This is a genomic window from Chryseobacterium sp. DZ-32, from assembly GCF_059587025.1.
On sequence record NZ_JCAIOM010000004.1, the window covers coordinates 31,306 to 48,082 of the forward strand.

The window sequence follows — 16,777 nt, forward strand, 5'->3', positions numbered from 1 at the left end:
CTAACCGGAATTTTCTTTTTCAAAGCTCTTGTCCCACGCAAAGAAAGCGGATAAAGCAATGGTCATTAATTAAAAAGGGACAAGCCTAAAATACAGACTTGTCCCCTATAATGATCTTCAGAATCATCTTGAAGATTATTTTAAGATTTGCTGATCATACAGGATATTATCATCTTCATCAAAGCTTATGATCAGAACTTTATATTGCTTGGCGCTGTCGTTATTAAAGAATTTAATTCTTGGAGGAACGTAGTCGCTGTCAAACAAATCAGGATTCCAGTAGAGGGTTTCGCGGGTATCATTTTCAATTTTTTCCGGAGCATCGTCATCGATCATTTCAATAGGGAACTCTGAAGGTTTATCATATCCTTTGATGATTGATACATTGTTCTTCTTCAATTCTTTTTCATTACTTTTAGATTTCATATTCCCCTTCATGGTATAGATGGCTACGGCATCGCCTATTAATCCGGATCCTTTAATGATCTTTACCATCGCAATATTATTAACCGGAAGACTGGTAATCATGGTAGGATCGGTCTGTATTTCATCCAAATAGAGCTTAGCCTGCTGCCCGCGGATATAAGGAACGCTTGCTCCTGAGTTATTTTTCTGAAATGTCAGGCCGGCAGCTCTTCCCTGCAGCCAGTCTAAAATATTGCTTGATCCTGAAATATGCTGGTCTTCATTAACGAAATCAAATACTGTAGAATTGACAGAACTGAACATGCCGCTGGACAGTTGTTTATCCAGCTCTGCTTTCGGATCTTTCTTTTTTCCTACCAAAGCTACTGCCTGGATTTGTATATCATTACTCTCTTTCTTTTTAGTATTTTTCTGAGTGTTGATCGCTCTGGAAATGGTTGGAGGCAGGCTTTTATTTTTGTCGGTTTTTACCAATGTGTATGGGGTTGCCGGGAAATTACCTGTAAATGGGGAAGGAGTCACTAACGGTTCTATGGTAACAAACAAATCATCATTTCCCGATTCTTTATTTTCTGAATTCACAAAGGCCGAGATCTCAAGCGGTTCATCATTATTGAGGTTGTTTAAATAGATATACCCATTCTGATCTGTTTTGAACTGACCGAATACTGGCTGATTTTCACCCGATTTTGATAGTAAATTGACCGCCGCATTGATCATCAGGGCATTGTTTTTAATAGGTTTCACCCTGTAAGACAGATATTGCTGAGACTGTGTTTTAATGGTGGGTGCCGCGCCGCTGAGTACAGAATTCCAGTCGAATCTTTTCCAGTTTTCTGAAATAAGCAGGGCGTCCAGCGCTTCAGTGTTGGCATTTTTAGAAAAATATTGCGCCGGGCTGTCTATTCTTGTTGTAAAATCTCCCGTCAGCCAAAGTCTGCTCAGAATATTTTCCTCTTCAGGAGTCTGGCTGCCGTCGTCTTCACTCACCAAAACCGTGTAATGTTTAAAATAAGACTCGGGGGAAAGATCAATACTATTGAATGCTCTTGGCGTTGGTTTTAAGCTTTGTCCTATTATTTCTGCTTTCTCAATTTTTAGATCAGCAGGTTTTATAAAGCAAAGCCTTTTTGCCACGATATTGTCCTGTTCATCAAAAATAACCAACTGTAAAATACCATTCGCACCATTACTTACTTTTGTAGGAATGAGACTTGATACATCACTGGTCAGATGGTTGATATTGGCTCTGTAAGCAAGATGGTTATTGATGAGTCCTACAACTTTATAACCCTGAAGCTGTTGTTTCAGATGAATACCCTTTATGTTGTATTTTATCCCTTCTTTGGCACTTACAACCTCTATACTCATACCGCTGTCTGCAGCTTGCGGCAGATCAATGGTCTGGCTTTTTCCTTTATTATCCTGAATAATGGCCTGGTATTTTTTTCCTGATGCCGGAGTTATTGTAAAGGAAGCCACATTTTTATCAAAAGATTTGAAGGTAGTAACAGGAGTATTGGGAGCTTGAATATCAATTATTTTTCCGGACCAGCTCTCCGGAAGGGATGAATTGCCGGATAACCTTACAGCAAATTTGGTAGAGGTACCATTAATGAAAGTTCCGCCTTCCGGAAATACTTTGGCAGACCAGTCGGAATTTTTTGCAATAACCAATGATTCTGCAGAGTTCGGATTGTAAACCGGAATGGTTTTGACAATCTGAAAATCTTCATTGAAATTGGTCATATAAGGAGTGTAGGCTCTCACAAAGTAAACCTGTTCCGGAAGATCTTCTTTCAGTTGAAAATCCCCGCTGCCTTCCCCGTTAGTAAGAAGTACAGTTTTCCAGTCGATTAATTTTTTATCAGCATTGTAAAGTTCTACAAATAGGGTAGTAGAGAGTGGCGACCGGTTGTAACCGTTAAATACAAAACTTTTAAACCAGATTTTATCACCTGCTGCATATTGTGATTTGTCGGTAAGTACATATACTTTCTCCTGCTCGTAATGATCTTCAAGATTGGTAATTGCTTTTTCCAGTCTGGTTTGTGCCAGTATAGGCTGTACCATTGAAAGAAGCATTACACAGAATATATTTTTCATAGAAATCTCAGCACATTTTAATTCTTTGCTAATGTAATCATTTAAAGACTTCCGGAAAGGTTAAAAACTTATAATTATCCGATTTATACCGTGTTTTTTCAGACTTTGATGCAAAGGCTTTAATGGGAAAACTGTTGGCCGTTTTAAAAAAAATAATGCTGATAAAACGGGCTGATCCAAGAAAAGTTATCCGGCATCTGCTCCGTATTTTATCAATAAAGTGAGATGTGGTACCTTAAAACCACAAATAAAGCCTATCTTTAATTAGATGAATTGGAGAAGCTTACAGATATGCGGAAAGTAATTCCGGTGTCGGCAAGATAGTTGTACTCAATGAACGACCAAACAGAATATAAACTATGAATGTACAGTTAAAACAGAATTGTCATTTTAAAAATGACGGTGCCGATAATTTCGGTTCGGACATTTTAAAAGGATTGTCCGCTCATCCGAAAAAATTATCTTCAAAATATTTTTACGACAAAACAGGCGATCATCTCTTCCAGCAGATTATGGCGATGCCGGAATATTATATTACCAATTGTGAACTGGATATATTTCAAAATAAAACAGAGGAACTTGTAAAAGCAATTTCCAATATCAATGAATCTTTTGATCTTATAGAACTGGGAGCTGGCGATGCGATGAAATCATCATACCTTCTCAGAAATTTAGTAGAGAAAGGAACAAATTTTACCTATATGCCTATTGATATTTCAGGAAATATTCTTTCTGTTTTGCAGGAAAACCTGAAAAAAAGCCTGCCAAAACTGGAAGTTTTACCGTTGGAAGGAGAGTATTTTGATATGCTTGATAAAGCCACCGGAATTTCGAAAAGAAAAAAGGTAGTTCTTTTCTTAGGTGGAAATATAGGGAATATGGAAAGCGAAGAAGCCGCCCATTTCTGCAGTGAAGTGAAAAGAAAACTGAATTCCGGGGATTTGTTTCTTGTAGGGTTTGACCTCAAGAAAAATCCGCACACCATTCTTTCTGCTTACAATGATCCTGCGGGAATTACCGCTTCATTCAATCTAAATCTTCTTACAAGAATCAACCGCGAACTGCAAGGAGATTTCAAGGTGGAAAATTTCCAGCATTATCAAAATTATGACCCGGTTTCAGGAGATTGCAGAAGTTTCCTGGTAAGTCTTTGTGATCAGGAAGTTCATATAGGAAACTGTTTGTTTACCTTCAAAAAAGATGAATTGATTGATATGGAGATCTCCCGGAAATTTTCTGAACAGGATATCAGAAAACTTGCCGGAGACTCGGGTTTTCATATTCTTGCTGAGATTAAAGATTCTAAAAACTGGTTTGTAGATTCTATCTGGATGGTATAATTTAAAAATGATTTTTTATGAAAAAAGATGTATTGTCTGTAAAAGCGAATACTCATAAAAACTGGACAAAAAAGTACTTTGAAGTTAGAAATCGTTCCGTTGAGATTTGCGGCCCTCTGGAAATTGAAGACTATGTAGTTCAGCCCGTCGTAGATGTGAGCCCTCCGAAATGGCATCTGGGCCATACCACCTGGTTTTTTGAAACCTTTATTTTACAGTCCAATTTTCCAGGATATGAAGTTTTTGATCCTCAGTATAATTTTGTGTTCAACAGTTATTACGAAACCATCGGAGCCCGCGTTATCCGCACCGACAGGGGAAACCTGAGCCGTCCATCTGTTTCTGATGTCTTTAAATACCGGGAATACGTGGATCAAAAGATGGATGAATTTCTTCAAAGCGGATATCTTACACAGCCATTGGAATCTCTGCTGGAATTAGGGTTAAACCACGAACAGCAGCATCAGGAATTGTTACTTACAGATATCAAATACATTTTAGGGCACAATCCTTTATTTCCTGCTTATAAAAAAGAAAATATTTCAAAAAAAGAATCTGCCGGAAACTCAGAAATGATCAGTTTTTCAGAAGGAATTTATGAAATCGGTTTTAAAGGTGAAGGATTCTGTTTTGATAATGAGCTGGGAAGGCATAGGGTATATCTGAATGATTTTAAAATTAGCAGTCAATTGGTGACCAATAAAGAATATGTAGAATTTATGGAAGCCGGAGGCTATGAAGATTTCAGACACTGGCACGCCGAGGGTTGGGACTGGGTAAAGCAAAATAATGTAAAATCCCCTTTATACTGGCATTTCATTGATGGGAAGTGGATGAACTATACTTTAAACGGCTTACAGGAAATCGACTTAGAGGAAGCGGTCTGCCATATCAGTTTTTTCGAAGCCTCTGCCTTTGCTTCATGGAAAGGAAAACGCCTGCCAACCGAAGCTGAATGGGAAGCTGCATCAGCCTGTTTCAACTGGGGAAACCGCTGGGAGTGGACTAATTCCGCTTATCTTCCGTATCCTGGATATAAAAAAGAAGCTGGAGCAGTGGGAGAATATAATGGAAAATTCATGGTGAACCAGATGGTGCTTCGTGGTGCTTCGGTAGCCACTCCGCCGGGACACAGCAGAAATACCTACCGGAACTTTTTCCCGACTCATTTACAGTGGCAGTTCACCGGAATCAGACTTGCACAATAATTTTGCCTATGATTACAGTTCAATCGGTTTCAAAAAGTTTTAATGGAAAAAAAGCAGTTGATGATATTTCCTTTCAGGCCAATGATAAGGAAATTCTGGTGCTTCTGGGAACAAGCGGCTGCGGAAAAACTACCATGCTGAAAATGATAAACCGCCTCATCGAAGTAGATTCCGGAACTATTTTGATTGATGGCAAGAATATTCAGTTACAAAAAGCGGAAGAGCTGCGCATGGGAATTGGATTTGTCATGCAGCATTCCGGGTTGTTCCCCCATTACACCATACAACAGAATATAGCAGTTATTCCCGATTTGCTGAAATGGGATAAAAAAAAGACAGCCGGAAAAATCCTTGAATTATTGCACAAACTCCATCTCTCTGAAGACGTACTTACACGGTTTCCCAACGAATTAAGCGGCGGACAGCAGCAAAGAGTGGGAATTGCCAGGGCTTTGATTGCCGATGCCCCTGTCTTGCTGATGGACGAGCCGTTCGGAGCGCTGGACAATATCACCAAAAGTGATATTCATTCAGAATTCAAATCACTCGAAGAACTTAAAAATAAAACCATTATTCTGGTGACCCACGATGTTCAGGAAGCCTTCGATTTAGGTCATAAAATCTGCCTGATGGATCAGGGGAAAATTATTCAGTCAGGAACTCCGGGAGAAATGTTGTATCAGCCCAAAAATGATTTTGTTAAGAATTTCTTTGCTAAAAACCGGCTTTTACTGGAATACAAAGTAGGCAGACTGAAAGATCTGAACTCTATGATTGAAGGCAGCCGCTTTTATGAAGAGCTTCAGTTTTCAGACCATACGAGTGTTTGGGACGCTTTGCAACATCTGAGTACAGATACTTTGCTTTCCGAAGATTACGAAAATCTGGTTAAAGCATTTAGTGAATACCGAAAATTCCAGACTGTATGAGCGAGCAAAGTTTTTGGCAGTTTATCACGGAGCAGCATGAAAAACTGCTTACTCAGGTTGTACAGCATCTGGGACTCACTTTTTTATCTCTTTTTCTGGCCATCATGATTGGTGTGCCTTTAGGAATTCTCATTGCCCGAAAAAGAAAATTATCAGGTTCTGTTTTAGGAATGGCAGGAATTTTACAGACCATTCCCAGTATTGCGCTGCTTGGTTTTATGATTCCTGTTTTCGGGATTGGAGCAGCTCCGGCCATTGTTGCATTGCTGATCTATGCTCTTTTACCGATCATCAGGAATACTTACACCGGAATAACGGAAGTAGATCCGGCGGTAACAGAAGCTGCAAAAGCAATGGGAATGAATGGAAAACAGCTGCTTTTCAAAGTTCAGCTTCCTTTGGCGATGCCTGTTATTATTGCAGGAATCAGGACGGCAGCAGTGATCAATGTGGGGGTGGCAACTTTAGCTTCATTTGTGGCGGCAGGCGGTTTGGGTGAATTTATTTTTGGTGGAATTTCCCTTAATAATACCCATATGATTCTGGCCGGCGCAATTCCCGCCGCTTTACTGGCTGTTCTCTTAGATCAGACCATTGCCGTTTTACAGAAATTAAGCTATCAGTCTGTAAAGAAATTAAAATATATTATTCCGGCTGTTCTGGCTGTTATCGGGATTATTTATCTTTTAGTTTCTGTTTCAAACCATAAGCTTAAGGCAGGTTTTACCCCTGAATTTATGGGCCGGCAGGACGGAAATCTGGGACTACGTTCGGTATATGGGCTTGATGCACATCCACTGGTTGTAAGCGATGCCATTATGTACAAAGCAGCCTACGAAAAAGAACTGGACCTCATCAGCGGATATTCAACAGACGGAAGGATCAAAGCTTTTGATTTGTATGTTCTGGAAGATGACAGGAAGATTTTTCCTCCTTATTTTGCGGCTCCGGTGATCAAAACAAAAACATTGGAAAAATTTCCCGGACTGGAAAAAACACTGAACCTTTTGGCAGGTAAATTCAATGATTCTATCATGACTGAACTGAATTACAAAGCCGATTATCTTAAACAGACTCCCGAAAAAATTGCTAAAGATTTTTTAATGAAAACAAATTTATATAAAGATCCACGCAAAGGAAATTCCCAAACCATAAAAATCGGATCCAAAATTTTTGGTGAGCAATATATTCTGGCCGAAATGTACAAAATGCTCATTGAAGGCTACACAGATTATAAAGTAGAAACAAAAACAGGTCTCGGCGGAACGAAAATCTGCTTTGATGCTCTGATGAATGATGCCATTGATGTGTATCCTGAATACACAGGAACCGGACTGCTGGTTTTGCTGAAACCTTCGGCAAAAACGATAGAAGAAGTGTCTAAGAGCCCGGAAAAAACATTGGAGTATGTTAACCGGGAATTCCGTAAACAGTACGGAATTGAATGGCTGCAGCCACTTGGTTTTAATAATGCATATGCTTTGATGATGCGGAGGAAACAGGCTGATGAACTTAAAATCAAAACTATTTCAGACCTGAAAAAATATATGGATTCCCAATGATGACGGACAGTTTTTAACAAAAAGAATTCTAACCTTATCTTATATAGCTTATTAAAATTAATCAGAGTAGATGGTTTTTCCTACTCTGATTTTTTTGTTTTTAATTAAGAGGCTTTCTGCCGGTAAAAATATTGATCAGAACGACAATAATGGCAACCACCAGAAGGGTGTGGATTAAACTTCCTGTGTCCATACCGGGAATGATTCCAAGCATTCCGAGTAGCCAGACTGCGATGCAGATGACTGCAACAAGCCATAATAAATTTCTCATACTATTATTTTTTTTGTGGTTAGTGTTGTGGTGTAGTGTATAGCTGCGGCCTCGTTTTATTGATGCCTTATACCTTTGTGGTGATATTGGGTGCTTTTATGATCGGTTTTATAGTTGGAATAAACAGTATCAGTAACCGTACTGTAATTTTTATTGAAAGACTGATCATCCTCTAACTGTGGCATGGAATAATGAAACTCCTTGCCGTTCTTATAAAGCTTATTATCGTAAGTACGGTAAATCTGGTTTTCTTTATAAGTATTTCCATCAGGGGCAAGATATACTTTGCTTTTCTTGCTTTTTTTTCGCAGGCCCAGATAAAGCAAAGAACTTCCTGCTGCAAGAGCCAATGTAATTTTTACTATATTGTTCATACGATTGTGATTTGGATTTAAATAGGTACAAATTTTTTGCCATAGGAGAGAAATGTGGTACTTTTTAAGTATTTACATAGCTCTTATCAAATTTGGAGAGAAGAAAAAAGTCTGGCAGAACCAGACTTTTTAGTTTCAGAGCGTTTGTTCCTTATGTTTTCCTTCCCTGATCTCTTCTACCATTTTGGCATTAAAGGCAGGAAGATCTTTTGGTGTTCTGCTCGTAACAAGTCCCTCGTCTACTACCACCTCGCTGTCTTCCCAGCGTGCGCCTGCATTTTTTAAATCCTGGCTGATGGAGTTGACGGAAGTCAGATTTCTGCCTTCTACCACACCCGCGTTGATCAGTACCTGCGGTCCGTGGCAAATGGCTGCTACAGGTTTATGCTGGGCAAAAAAATCTTTTACAAAGGTGAGTGCTTTTTCATTGGTTCTCAGCTGATCGGGATTAATAACTCCTCCCGGTAATACCAGCGCATCATAGTCTGAAGCGGCTGCATTGTCCAGCGTTTGATCTACAGGATATTCCTTTCCCCAGTCTTTTTCTGCCCAGGCTTTAATGCTTCCCGGTTCAGGACTTACGATATGGGCGGTCCATCCCTGTTCTTCCAGATATTCTTTAGGTGAACTTAATTCACTCTCTTCAAAGCCATGTGTGGCCAGTATTGCGATTTTCTTTGACATAGTACTGTTTTTTGTGTTAAGTATCGGAAGATTTGTGACCTCCGATTACAACGTTCGATTGTTGTGTGATGATTAAATAAAAACTTACCTCATGAGAAAGAGGATATCTACTTCTTTAGATCTTCAAGAACTTCAAATTTATCATGAGAAGCCTTAAGCTGATGAAGCTGATCCAGTACCACTCTGGAACTTTCCGGGCAAAGATCACCGCTGTCTAGTGCATCCTGATACGCGTCTATAGCAGCACTTTCACCATATACAACATTTCCTAACGTAGAGCCGGCTGTATCTGCAGCAAAAGAATTTTTAACATCAATCCATGCTCTGTGGATAGCGCCTGCAGTAGATCCCGATTGATCCGGTGTGCCGCCTCTTTCCGTAATCAGATTGCTCAATTCGTTTTTCATCTTGTGAGACTGGGCTACCATGGTATCATAATCTGCTCTCAGCTGTGGATACTCATCCCATACTTTGTCTTCCACTTTTGAAAATCCCTGAATTCTGTCGTTGGTAATGTTCAGTAAATCATTCAATACTGAAACTGTTTTCTCGTTGTTCATATTTTATATTTTAAATTGGTACTATGAACTTTGCAAGTGCTGTGCCTCAAACGGGATATCTGCAAAGATGTGGTATTTAAAAAAAACTTAAAATTTTGAAAACAAATCTTAATTAAAAATACCTGAAGAACTGCAAAGAACTCCATAATCAAAAGCACCACAGAGGTTTATCTGGTTTGCGCTACGAATAAATATTTCCCTGAAAAGCGTTTGCCAGCAGCTATTTTATCAGCAAAAAGAATTGATAACAGTTTCAGCTTTGGCTTCTTTTGATGGAGTATAAGGACAGCTGCAATAAAATATAATTTGGACACGCAGAGAGATGATGCCATAATTTTTTCTATATTTAGAAGAAGTAAGTGTATGATTTACTCATGTTTAGAAAAATGGCTTGTGTTTGTATTTTACATTCCAAAACAGGCCTATCCATATAATATAAAAAATACAATGCCGATAAACCCGATACCTCCGGATGGAGGCCTGTTATATAAAGAAACAGATATGACTCAGTTGTTCCCTGAGCCTTTCAATGCATTAACAGCCTTATTGTTTTTAGGCATAGCCATTTTCTGGACCATTAAGCTGAAAGATAACTTCAAAGAATATCCTTTTTTAACCTACTGCCTGGTTTTATTATATATCGGTGCCATTGGGGGAACGGTGTACCACTCATTCAGACAATGGACCGTCTTTATTATGATGGACTGGCTTCCGATTATGCTATTATGTCTGTCTGCCGGGTTTTATTTTGTAGCGCAGAGCACCAGATGGTACTATGCTGCTGTAATGGTTCTGGGATATGTCGCTCTGATGTTTGCTTTAAGAAACTGGATTCTGATCGATAATCCTTCTCTTTTTATCAACGTCAATTATGCCATCATGGCCTCATTTGTAGTTTTTTCAGTACTCAGGTATCTGATGTATACCCAATGGAAAGCCGGCAAATGGGTAGGGTTTGCGGTGTTAGCGTTTGTTTTTGCACTGACCTTCCGTATCGCTGATAAATGGGAATGGTTCAGCTTCGGGACACACTTTTTATGGCATACGTTTGGGGCAGTGGCGACGTTTTGTATGTTTAATTATATCTATCTTACGAGGGATAGAATTAGAAAAACATAATAGTTATTTCTCTTCGCAAAATTGCATTTGCATGCAGAGAAGCATTTAAAAAAGGATTTGAAGGGTATGTATGCTTAAAGCCAAAAACAAAGCTTGAAAAACATTATATGCAGCAATATGGATTACAGTCAACCAAAATATATTTGATCACTGAAGGTGAAAATTCATTACAATTAATTCAGGAATATTATGAAGACAAACAGGAAGGGAAATAAGGAAACAGATTTTTCAAAATTGACAGGTGAAGAACTTGCGGATGCTTTTGTCTTTCCTACCGATCAAATTTTGAATGCGAAAGAGAAAAAAGAGGAGGAGGACTTCTGGGTAGCTCGCCGGAAACAATTTGAAAATCGTACTCATCGTCAAAAAATGTATTCAAGATTGTTACAGCTAAAGTTTCAATTGGAAGACTATATAGATAGCAGTCAATATCTGGAAGCTTTTAGTTTTGGATTTTTTTTAAATGAGTACGTAAGCAGACAAGAGAAAAAAGATAAGGATTTTGCTTTTGAGGTTGATGTGAAGCCAGCTGTACTTAGCCAATATATTAATAATCATCGAAAGCCGACAGACGAGTTCATTATCAGGCTTGAATTACATTCCAACGGGCTGATTCCCGCAATACATTGGTTTAAGGTTATCCAAAAAAATAAAGAACATGAAATCATGACCAATCAGAAATTAAGAGAGGAAGAAAGTAAGCATGTTAAAAATAGACTTGGATTTGCTTATTAGCTTTCGCTTACTTAAAAAATCCCAACGAAAGCTGGGATTTTTTTTGTTTTGATTTGTACTATGGAAATAATCCTGATTTTAGGTTGGTGAAGGTTCTTTTTCTTTGAACTTGCCCCGAAGTCGGGAGACTTCGGAGAGCAGGGATAGATGTTAATAAATTAAATTTTGAAATTGCTAAATATTGATTTTAATACGACGAGTTCTGTCGCTATTGTTGGATACTTTTGCAATAGATATCTAGAGAAATAGATTATTTACTAACCAATAAAATCAAAATTATTATGAAACAAGAAACATTTATCTGAGGATAGTTTAGTCTGTATTTAAAAATTTAAGACACCTCAAAAGAGAAGAAGACTGCCTGTTTGGCAGTCTTTTATTTCTTTAATGCGGTTGTAATGAAAAGGAGGTTTATTTAATTTGACTTGATGTGCCATCCTTTATTTTGAAGTTTATCATTAATATATTCCTTTTGATTATCAATATATGCTTCCCCTTTGATTTTATCTTCTAATTCTTGTTTCAAACTTCGAAGCTTAGTATTTTCCTTTTCATAGCTTAGTCCTAAATTACATATATCTATAGCTTTTGTAACATCTCTAATATTATTTCTATAATTTATTGCATGGTTAAAAGCAGCTATTGCATTCGCATGATTTTGAGATGTAGTTAGATTATCTCCACTATGATAGCTTTTATCAAAGAATTCATTTGCTTTTCTTGCTAGTTTTAGTCTCTCAGACTTATATAGCGACATACTTGTTTTTGTTGCCTGATAAGTGTAAGCTTGTGCAAGTCCAAGACAAGTCCTTTGATCTGTATTGTCAAGTTCGTATGCTTTTAAGAAAAACTTAATACTATTTTCAACTATTTGTTTTGCATTTTTTGCATTACCAAATCTGCTCTTAAATTCTAGATATCCTAATTCAATATAAGCCTCTAAAAAGTCTTCATCTATATTGATAGCCATTTTAAATTCTTTCTTGGCCATCTCATACGAATCATTAAATATTCCATTTTCCTCTATTTTACCCTTAATTAGATATAAAAAAGCGAAATTTTTATTTTGTTCAATTAGATCATTAATATTTAGAATAGCATTATCATAGTCATAATTAGCTAGTGTCAAGGTTTTTAGTGCTTCAGTTGCAGCTACTTTTTGAACTAAACTTTTAGCTTTTGATCTTTGAATTAAATTTAAAATTGATGCATCTTTTGAATTGAACTTACTTTTTTCTTGAATGAAGTTTTCATAATTAGCTAAAATTTCAGATTCGTTTTCTAAATTTAAATATTGTTTTGAATATAGTTTAGCCAAAAATGGAATTGAATAACCAATACTACCATTACTGTCCAAATTTTGATAACATAGAGACATTTTGGTCAGGTTTGGAATTCCTTGTATTCCAATTTGATCAGAAGAATAATTACTTATATAAACCAATTCATCAAGACTTAAAAATTCCTCTTTTTCTGGTAGGGAGAAAATATATAAAAGTGTTTTTTCAACTTCAGATAATTTATCAATTGATCCTTTAAAACAGAAATTTAAAATATTTTCATATGATTTACCATTTTTTAGATTATTTAAAACTTGATTTATAGGTGTTCCATATGCTAATTGATGAGATATCAATTGACCAGCCAAAGGCATTCCTTTAGTATATGAGTATAATTCGGCCAAATGATCTCCATATAATTCAACAAATGTTGGAGAATCTTGTCCAGTAAAAATTTTAAATTGAGAATTTAAAAAGTCTGGGAATTCATTAGTTTCTTCAAATCCATGTAGATTAATTCTTGTCAAATAAAAGTCACCTAAGGTTTCTCTAGTTGTTAATATTATTTTTAAGGAAGGTGGGGCATCTTCTAAAAATGAAACTAACTGAGTATCATTGAGTGTTTCAAGATTATCTATAACTAAGAGAACTTTATTATTAGATAAAAAATTTAATACATACTCTTCTATTTCTAATTCTTGATCCTCTTCAGACTCATCAATTAATTTATTTGATATAATAAATTGATAAATCTCATGGATTAGTTCTTTATAATTGGCAATATATTCCGTTAAGTCTTTAATACCGTTTGGGGTATATTTATTTCTTTTGGAACTTGACCATATTATAAAGTCATAATCTCTTTTAATATTTTGATTTTTAAGGAGTTTTGTTACATAATAATGAACGAAAGTTGTTTTTCCTATACCACCTATTCCATCTATTTGAATAATTCTATTGTTTAAATGATTTAATTTGTTGTCTAAATCGATTAAATATTCCTTTCTTCCAATAAACTCATTATATAAAATGGGCTGTGAGGTTATATTTTCTATAATTTCAAAATTATTGCTTTTTTGCCTATAAAATAAACTGTCAGCTTTTATTGACCTGCTACCTCTTCTACAATAAACATCTCCTTTTCTAAAAACAGTTATATTTTTATCTGGCTTATTGCCCCAACTCTTTTTTACATATTGTCCATCTTTTTTAAATGATAATATTTCTTTTGAATCGGTAGGTTTAATATAAATGATGAAAAAATAATTTCCTTCTATTTCAACTGTATTTGTGAGAATATTTATTTCTCCATCAATAAAGTTATCAAAAATATTAGCAATATCTGCTTCATCTATTTTATCATCACTTTTTTCATCTAATCCAATCCATTCAGCATTATTGTTTACTCCATAAATAATATATCCACCTTTAGAATTAGCAAATGCTAATATATCTTTTACGAATTCTATTTTGTCCTTTGAATCTTTTATCGAGAAAACCTCTTTATAATCTAAGTCAGTTGTTTCTGACTTAATATTGTAATTTTTGATTTTTAATATTTGTTCTTCTGAAATTAATTCTAAGTTTATATTCATTGGTTATTGTTTTTAGCTATGAAAATTTTAATATATATATATATATATATATATGAAAATTGAAATTCCTTTATATTGTATATTCCTAAATTATATACAAATTGGTAGGTTTGTAAGAAAAAAATCTTATCACAAAAATTCCTTTAGTTTTATTTTCAAAATTATTTTTTATATAGTATGACAACATAAGAATTACTCGTCCTAAATTTACAAAAGAGTTTCTAGCTTTTATTATGGTTTTCCGTAAAAAAAATCCCAACTCTCGTCAGGATTTATCAATTATATTATTTTCATACTCTATATTCCAACCATTTTAAAAAAGTTGGCAAGAGTCAAATTTCTTGCATGGCAGATTCGCATAATCGTGAGAAGAGCAATTTGATAATCTTTGTCGTCTTTTATTCTTCGAACGGTCTTTTCGTCTATATTATGATCTACTGCAAATTTGCTGTTATTGTTCATAGGGATAACCCATTCATCCCTTATAAATTCAACAATTTTTCTATTTGCCTCTGTCATAGAAACAAATAAATTACATATTCTTATAAAAATCTCGGACTCAAATCCGAATGTTTGCAATTTTTTCTTACATTTATAAAAAATAACCCATTAAGAAAATTGAAGAAGAATAAAACGGTTCGCTTAAAAAATAGCTTCAGCTATAGCTTAACGATTCTTCACCCCTTAAAAGCTCTTAATGGTTAAGAAAAATTTCAACACTAAAAAACACAAACAATGAAAAAAAGCAGAACAAACTTCGATCCCCGGTTTCGGGCAGAAAAGAAGAACTCCGGCTTGCAGCTGATAGAAACTTTCTTTCAGTTCAATGAGCTGGATGTTTCCAAAGAAAGGCTCAGCAACATTATGAATTATGCGGTAAAGAGAAACAGCTGGATCCATGAAGATCCGGCGGAGATCTTCCAGTTTCATCAGTCGATGAGGTCATTGATCCGGGCAGGCTATCTCATGATGCTGAAGGACAGAAAATGGACGGTCGATACCCGGCCGGAGAAGATTTCCCCTTGGGTTCTTGGTCTGCTTTCGGAGAAGGAATACCGGAATCCTCTGCTGGTTTTCAAAAAAGCATTCAGTGCCTACACCCTCAAAGAATTTGATTATTTTATGTCCGGAATCGTCTATTTTTCAATGGGTGTTTATGAAAATCTACCGGAAAGAAATATCGTGATGCCCTACATCCATATGGTGAAAATGCTGGATGCGGCACATCTTATTCTTCAGAGAAGAAGAGAAAAGAAAGATAACTGAAACCCATTAAAAATAAAAAATGCCCCTTTTTCAGGGGCATTATATTATTGAGCTTTTACTTGCTCTATCTTTATGTAAATTTTAGAAAGGTTGGGTTGGGCACTCCCTGAGGTGGGGGCTCCTGCCATAATGGTTGCGGTATAAGCAGTTTTTGAAGAAGCGTTGCTGTCTATCCAGGTATATCTTCTATGCTCAGGTCCGCCACTGGAACCATCTATAATCCCTACGTTCCCCCAGTAAGCGCTTCCTACTGCTCCGGTGCCTTGAGGAAACCAGGTAGCTGTTGCATCTCCCATACCGCCCCATACTCCTGAAGTAATATTGTTGGTAGTTTGAGCTGCTCCAATATAACCGCCATATTCGGTGTTATAATTCCAATACAGATTCACGGTAGCCCCTGTATTATTAAATAACTGTACATTTGGAACTGCAGCGGTTGTACCACTGGTGGTGTCAAATATTACTCTGATAGAATACTTACCATCCGGGGTAGCAAGAGGAAAAGTATAGGCTTGTTTCCCGTTGGGATCGGTTGTTAGGGTGGGATATCCCATCACAGCAACAGGAGTAATGTCTGCACGGCTGCTATTTCCCACTGTAGCGGTACAGTTTTGCGCTGCTGTTAGGAAAGAAACCGTACTGCTGGTCATCGGAATAGTCATGTCATTAGCAGTGGTGGGAGTTCCGCTTACTGAGAATACCAGTTCGCCATCACCAAACTCTAAAGTTCCCGGTCTTAGCTGGAAAGTTAATCCGTTGATCGTAAAAGGAGTTCCTGAATTATATGCTCCGCCGTTTCCTCCGTTATAAGTAACTCTCAGGTTTCCGGTGTAAGGAGTACCGGGAGTATAAGTAGAAGGACTTAAGTAAGCTGTAGTACATTGTAATGCAGAAATCGCTGGAGCTACGGCATTGGTTGCCTGTGTCAGTCTTTGCCATACTGTTCCGTCAAAATAATAATAGCCCATAGCAGTAACATTGATACGTTGGCCTGTGGCATCTCCGCCAGTGACGTCCGTAATATAAATCAATGCGCCGGTCTGATTAATGCCATAGGTAGCGGTATTGGCTGTAAGCTCAGCTCTGGTGAGCCTTGGGGCCTGTAATCCGAATGTTTGTGTGTTATTCGTAATCAGCCCCGAAGTATCCCTTGTGGCAGATACATCCAATGTTGTTTTAGGTGAGGCGGTATTGATCCCTACCTGCGCAAAGGAAGCTCCTGAAATAAGAATGGCAGTGAGGTGTGTAAATTTTGTTTTCATATGAGGGTGTTATTTTGTGTGTACCAAATATAATTCTTTTTTTTGTGAAAAATGAAAAAA

The 16,777-nt window shown here is 36.8% G+C and carries 15 protein-coding genes; 7 read left to right on the forward strand and 8 right to left on the reverse strand.

Features of this window, described 5'->3' with window-relative positions:
• Window positions 1-135: 135 nt before the first annotated feature.
• Window positions 136-2,532 carry a hypothetical protein gene (locus AC59HC_RS05365; RefSeq protein ID WP_496558119.1) on the reverse strand — a complete coding sequence of 799 codons (2,397 nt, stop codon included), beginning with the start codon at window positions 2,530-2,532 and terminating at the stop codon, window positions 136-138.
• Between the two features lie 359 nt (window positions 2,533-2,891).
• Here AC59HC_RS05365 and egtD point away from each other — a divergent pair, with 359 nt between their 5' ends.
• Genes egtD through AC59HC_RS05385 form a run of 4 tightly spaced genes read left to right on the forward strand, consistent with a single transcriptional unit; the run spans window position 2,892 to window position 7,571 of the window.
• Window positions 2,892-3,872, forward strand: coding sequence for an L-histidine N(alpha)-methyltransferase (gene egtD / locus AC59HC_RS05370; protein ID WP_496558120.1), 981 nt, complete (start codon window positions 2,892-2,894; stop codon window positions 3,870-3,872).
• Between the two features lie 17 nt (window positions 3,873-3,889).
• Window positions 3,890-5,080, forward strand: coding sequence for an ergothioneine biosynthesis protein EgtB (gene egtB, locus AC59HC_RS05375; protein WP_202839334.1), 1,191 nt, complete (start codon window positions 3,890-3,892; stop codon window positions 5,078-5,080).
• A gap of 8 nt (window positions 5,081-5,088) precedes the next feature.
• Entirely contained in the window at window positions 5,089-6,009 is a 921-nt protein-coding gene (locus AC59HC_RS05380; RefSeq protein ID WP_202839336.1) for an ABC transporter ATP-binding protein, read from the forward strand.
• Window positions 6,006-7,571 (forward strand): ABC transporter permease/substrate-binding protein, encoded by a 1,566-nt coding sequence (locus tag AC59HC_RS05385; protein WP_496558121.1) that lies wholly within the window; start codon window positions 6,006-6,008, stop codon window positions 7,569-7,571. The genes AC59HC_RS05380 and AC59HC_RS05385 overlap by 4 nt, the downstream gene beginning before the upstream one ends.
• A gap of 100 nt (window positions 7,572-7,671) precedes the next feature.
• Here the strand turns inward: AC59HC_RS05385 and AC59HC_RS05390 are convergent, their stop codons facing one another.
• From AC59HC_RS05390 to AC59HC_RS05405, 4 genes are all read right to left on the reverse strand, one after another.
• Window positions 7,672-7,842, reverse strand: coding sequence for a lmo0937 family membrane protein (locus AC59HC_RS05390; RefSeq protein WP_047433678.1), 171 nt, complete (start codon window positions 7,840-7,842; stop codon window positions 7,672-7,674).
• Window positions 7,843-7,898: 56 nt separating this feature from the next.
• Window positions 7,899-8,216, reverse strand: coding sequence for a hypothetical protein (locus tag AC59HC_RS05395; RefSeq protein WP_202839340.1), 318 nt, complete (start codon window positions 8,214-8,216; stop codon window positions 7,899-7,901).
• Between the two features lie 135 nt (window positions 8,217-8,351).
• Window positions 8,352-8,900 (reverse strand): type 1 glutamine amidotransferase domain-containing protein, encoded by a 549-nt coding sequence (locus tag AC59HC_RS05400; RefSeq protein WP_496558122.1) that lies wholly within the window; start codon window positions 8,898-8,900, stop codon window positions 8,352-8,354.
• A 107-nt stretch (window positions 8,901-9,007) separates the two neighbouring features.
• Window positions 9,008-9,460 (reverse strand): PA2169 family four-helix-bundle protein, encoded by a 453-nt coding sequence (locus AC59HC_RS05405; RefSeq protein WP_110010492.1) that lies wholly within the window; start codon window positions 9,458-9,460, stop codon window positions 9,008-9,010.
• 447 nt (window positions 9,461-9,907) lie between these two features.
• On the opposite strand from AC59HC_RS05405, the gene AC59HC_RS05410 reads away from it, so the two are divergent.
• Together AC59HC_RS05410 and AC59HC_RS05415 are read left to right on the forward strand one after the other, a co-directional pair.
• Window positions 9,908-10,579, forward strand: coding sequence for a hypothetical protein (locus AC59HC_RS05410; protein ID WP_496558123.1), 672 nt, complete (start codon window positions 9,908-9,910; stop codon window positions 10,577-10,579).
• Between the two features lie 189 nt (window positions 10,580-10,768).
• On the forward strand, window positions 10,769-11,314 hold the full coding sequence (locus AC59HC_RS05415; protein ID WP_496558124.1) for a hypothetical protein: 546 nt from the start codon (window positions 10,769-10,771) through the stop codon (window positions 11,312-11,314).
• 415 nt (window positions 11,315-11,729) lie between these two features.
• Here AC59HC_RS05415 and AC59HC_RS05420 read toward each other — a convergent pair whose 3' ends face one another.
• Both AC59HC_RS05420 and AC59HC_RS05425 read right to left on the reverse strand, forming a co-directional pair.
• The gene (locus tag AC59HC_RS05420; RefSeq protein ID WP_496558125.1) at window positions 11,730-14,189 is read right to left on the reverse strand and encodes an RNA-binding domain-containing protein; all 2,460 of its coding nucleotides are present in this window, start codon (window positions 14,187-14,189) and stop codon (window positions 11,730-11,732) included.
• Window positions 14,190-14,486: 297 nt separating this feature from the next.
• Window positions 14,487-14,708 (reverse strand): hypothetical protein, encoded by a 222-nt coding sequence (locus tag AC59HC_RS05425; RefSeq protein ID WP_047433669.1) that lies wholly within the window; start codon window positions 14,706-14,708, stop codon window positions 14,487-14,489.
• A 216-nt stretch (window positions 14,709-14,924) separates the two neighbouring features.
• Between AC59HC_RS05425 and AC59HC_RS05430 the strand changes: the two genes are divergently transcribed.
• A complete protein-coding gene (locus AC59HC_RS05430; protein ID WP_496558126.1) occupies window positions 14,925-15,455 on the forward strand; it encodes a hypothetical protein in 531 nt (176 codons plus the stop codon).
• 44 nt (window positions 15,456-15,499) lie between these two features.
• On the opposite strand, the gene AC59HC_RS05435 is transcribed toward AC59HC_RS05430, so the two are convergent.
• The gene (locus AC59HC_RS05435; protein WP_496558127.1) at window positions 15,500-16,717 is read right to left on the reverse strand and encodes a phage tail-like protein; all 1,218 of its coding nucleotides are present in this window, start codon (window positions 16,715-16,717) and stop codon (window positions 15,500-15,502) included.
• Between the last annotated feature and the right edge of the window lie 60 nt (window positions 16,718-16,777).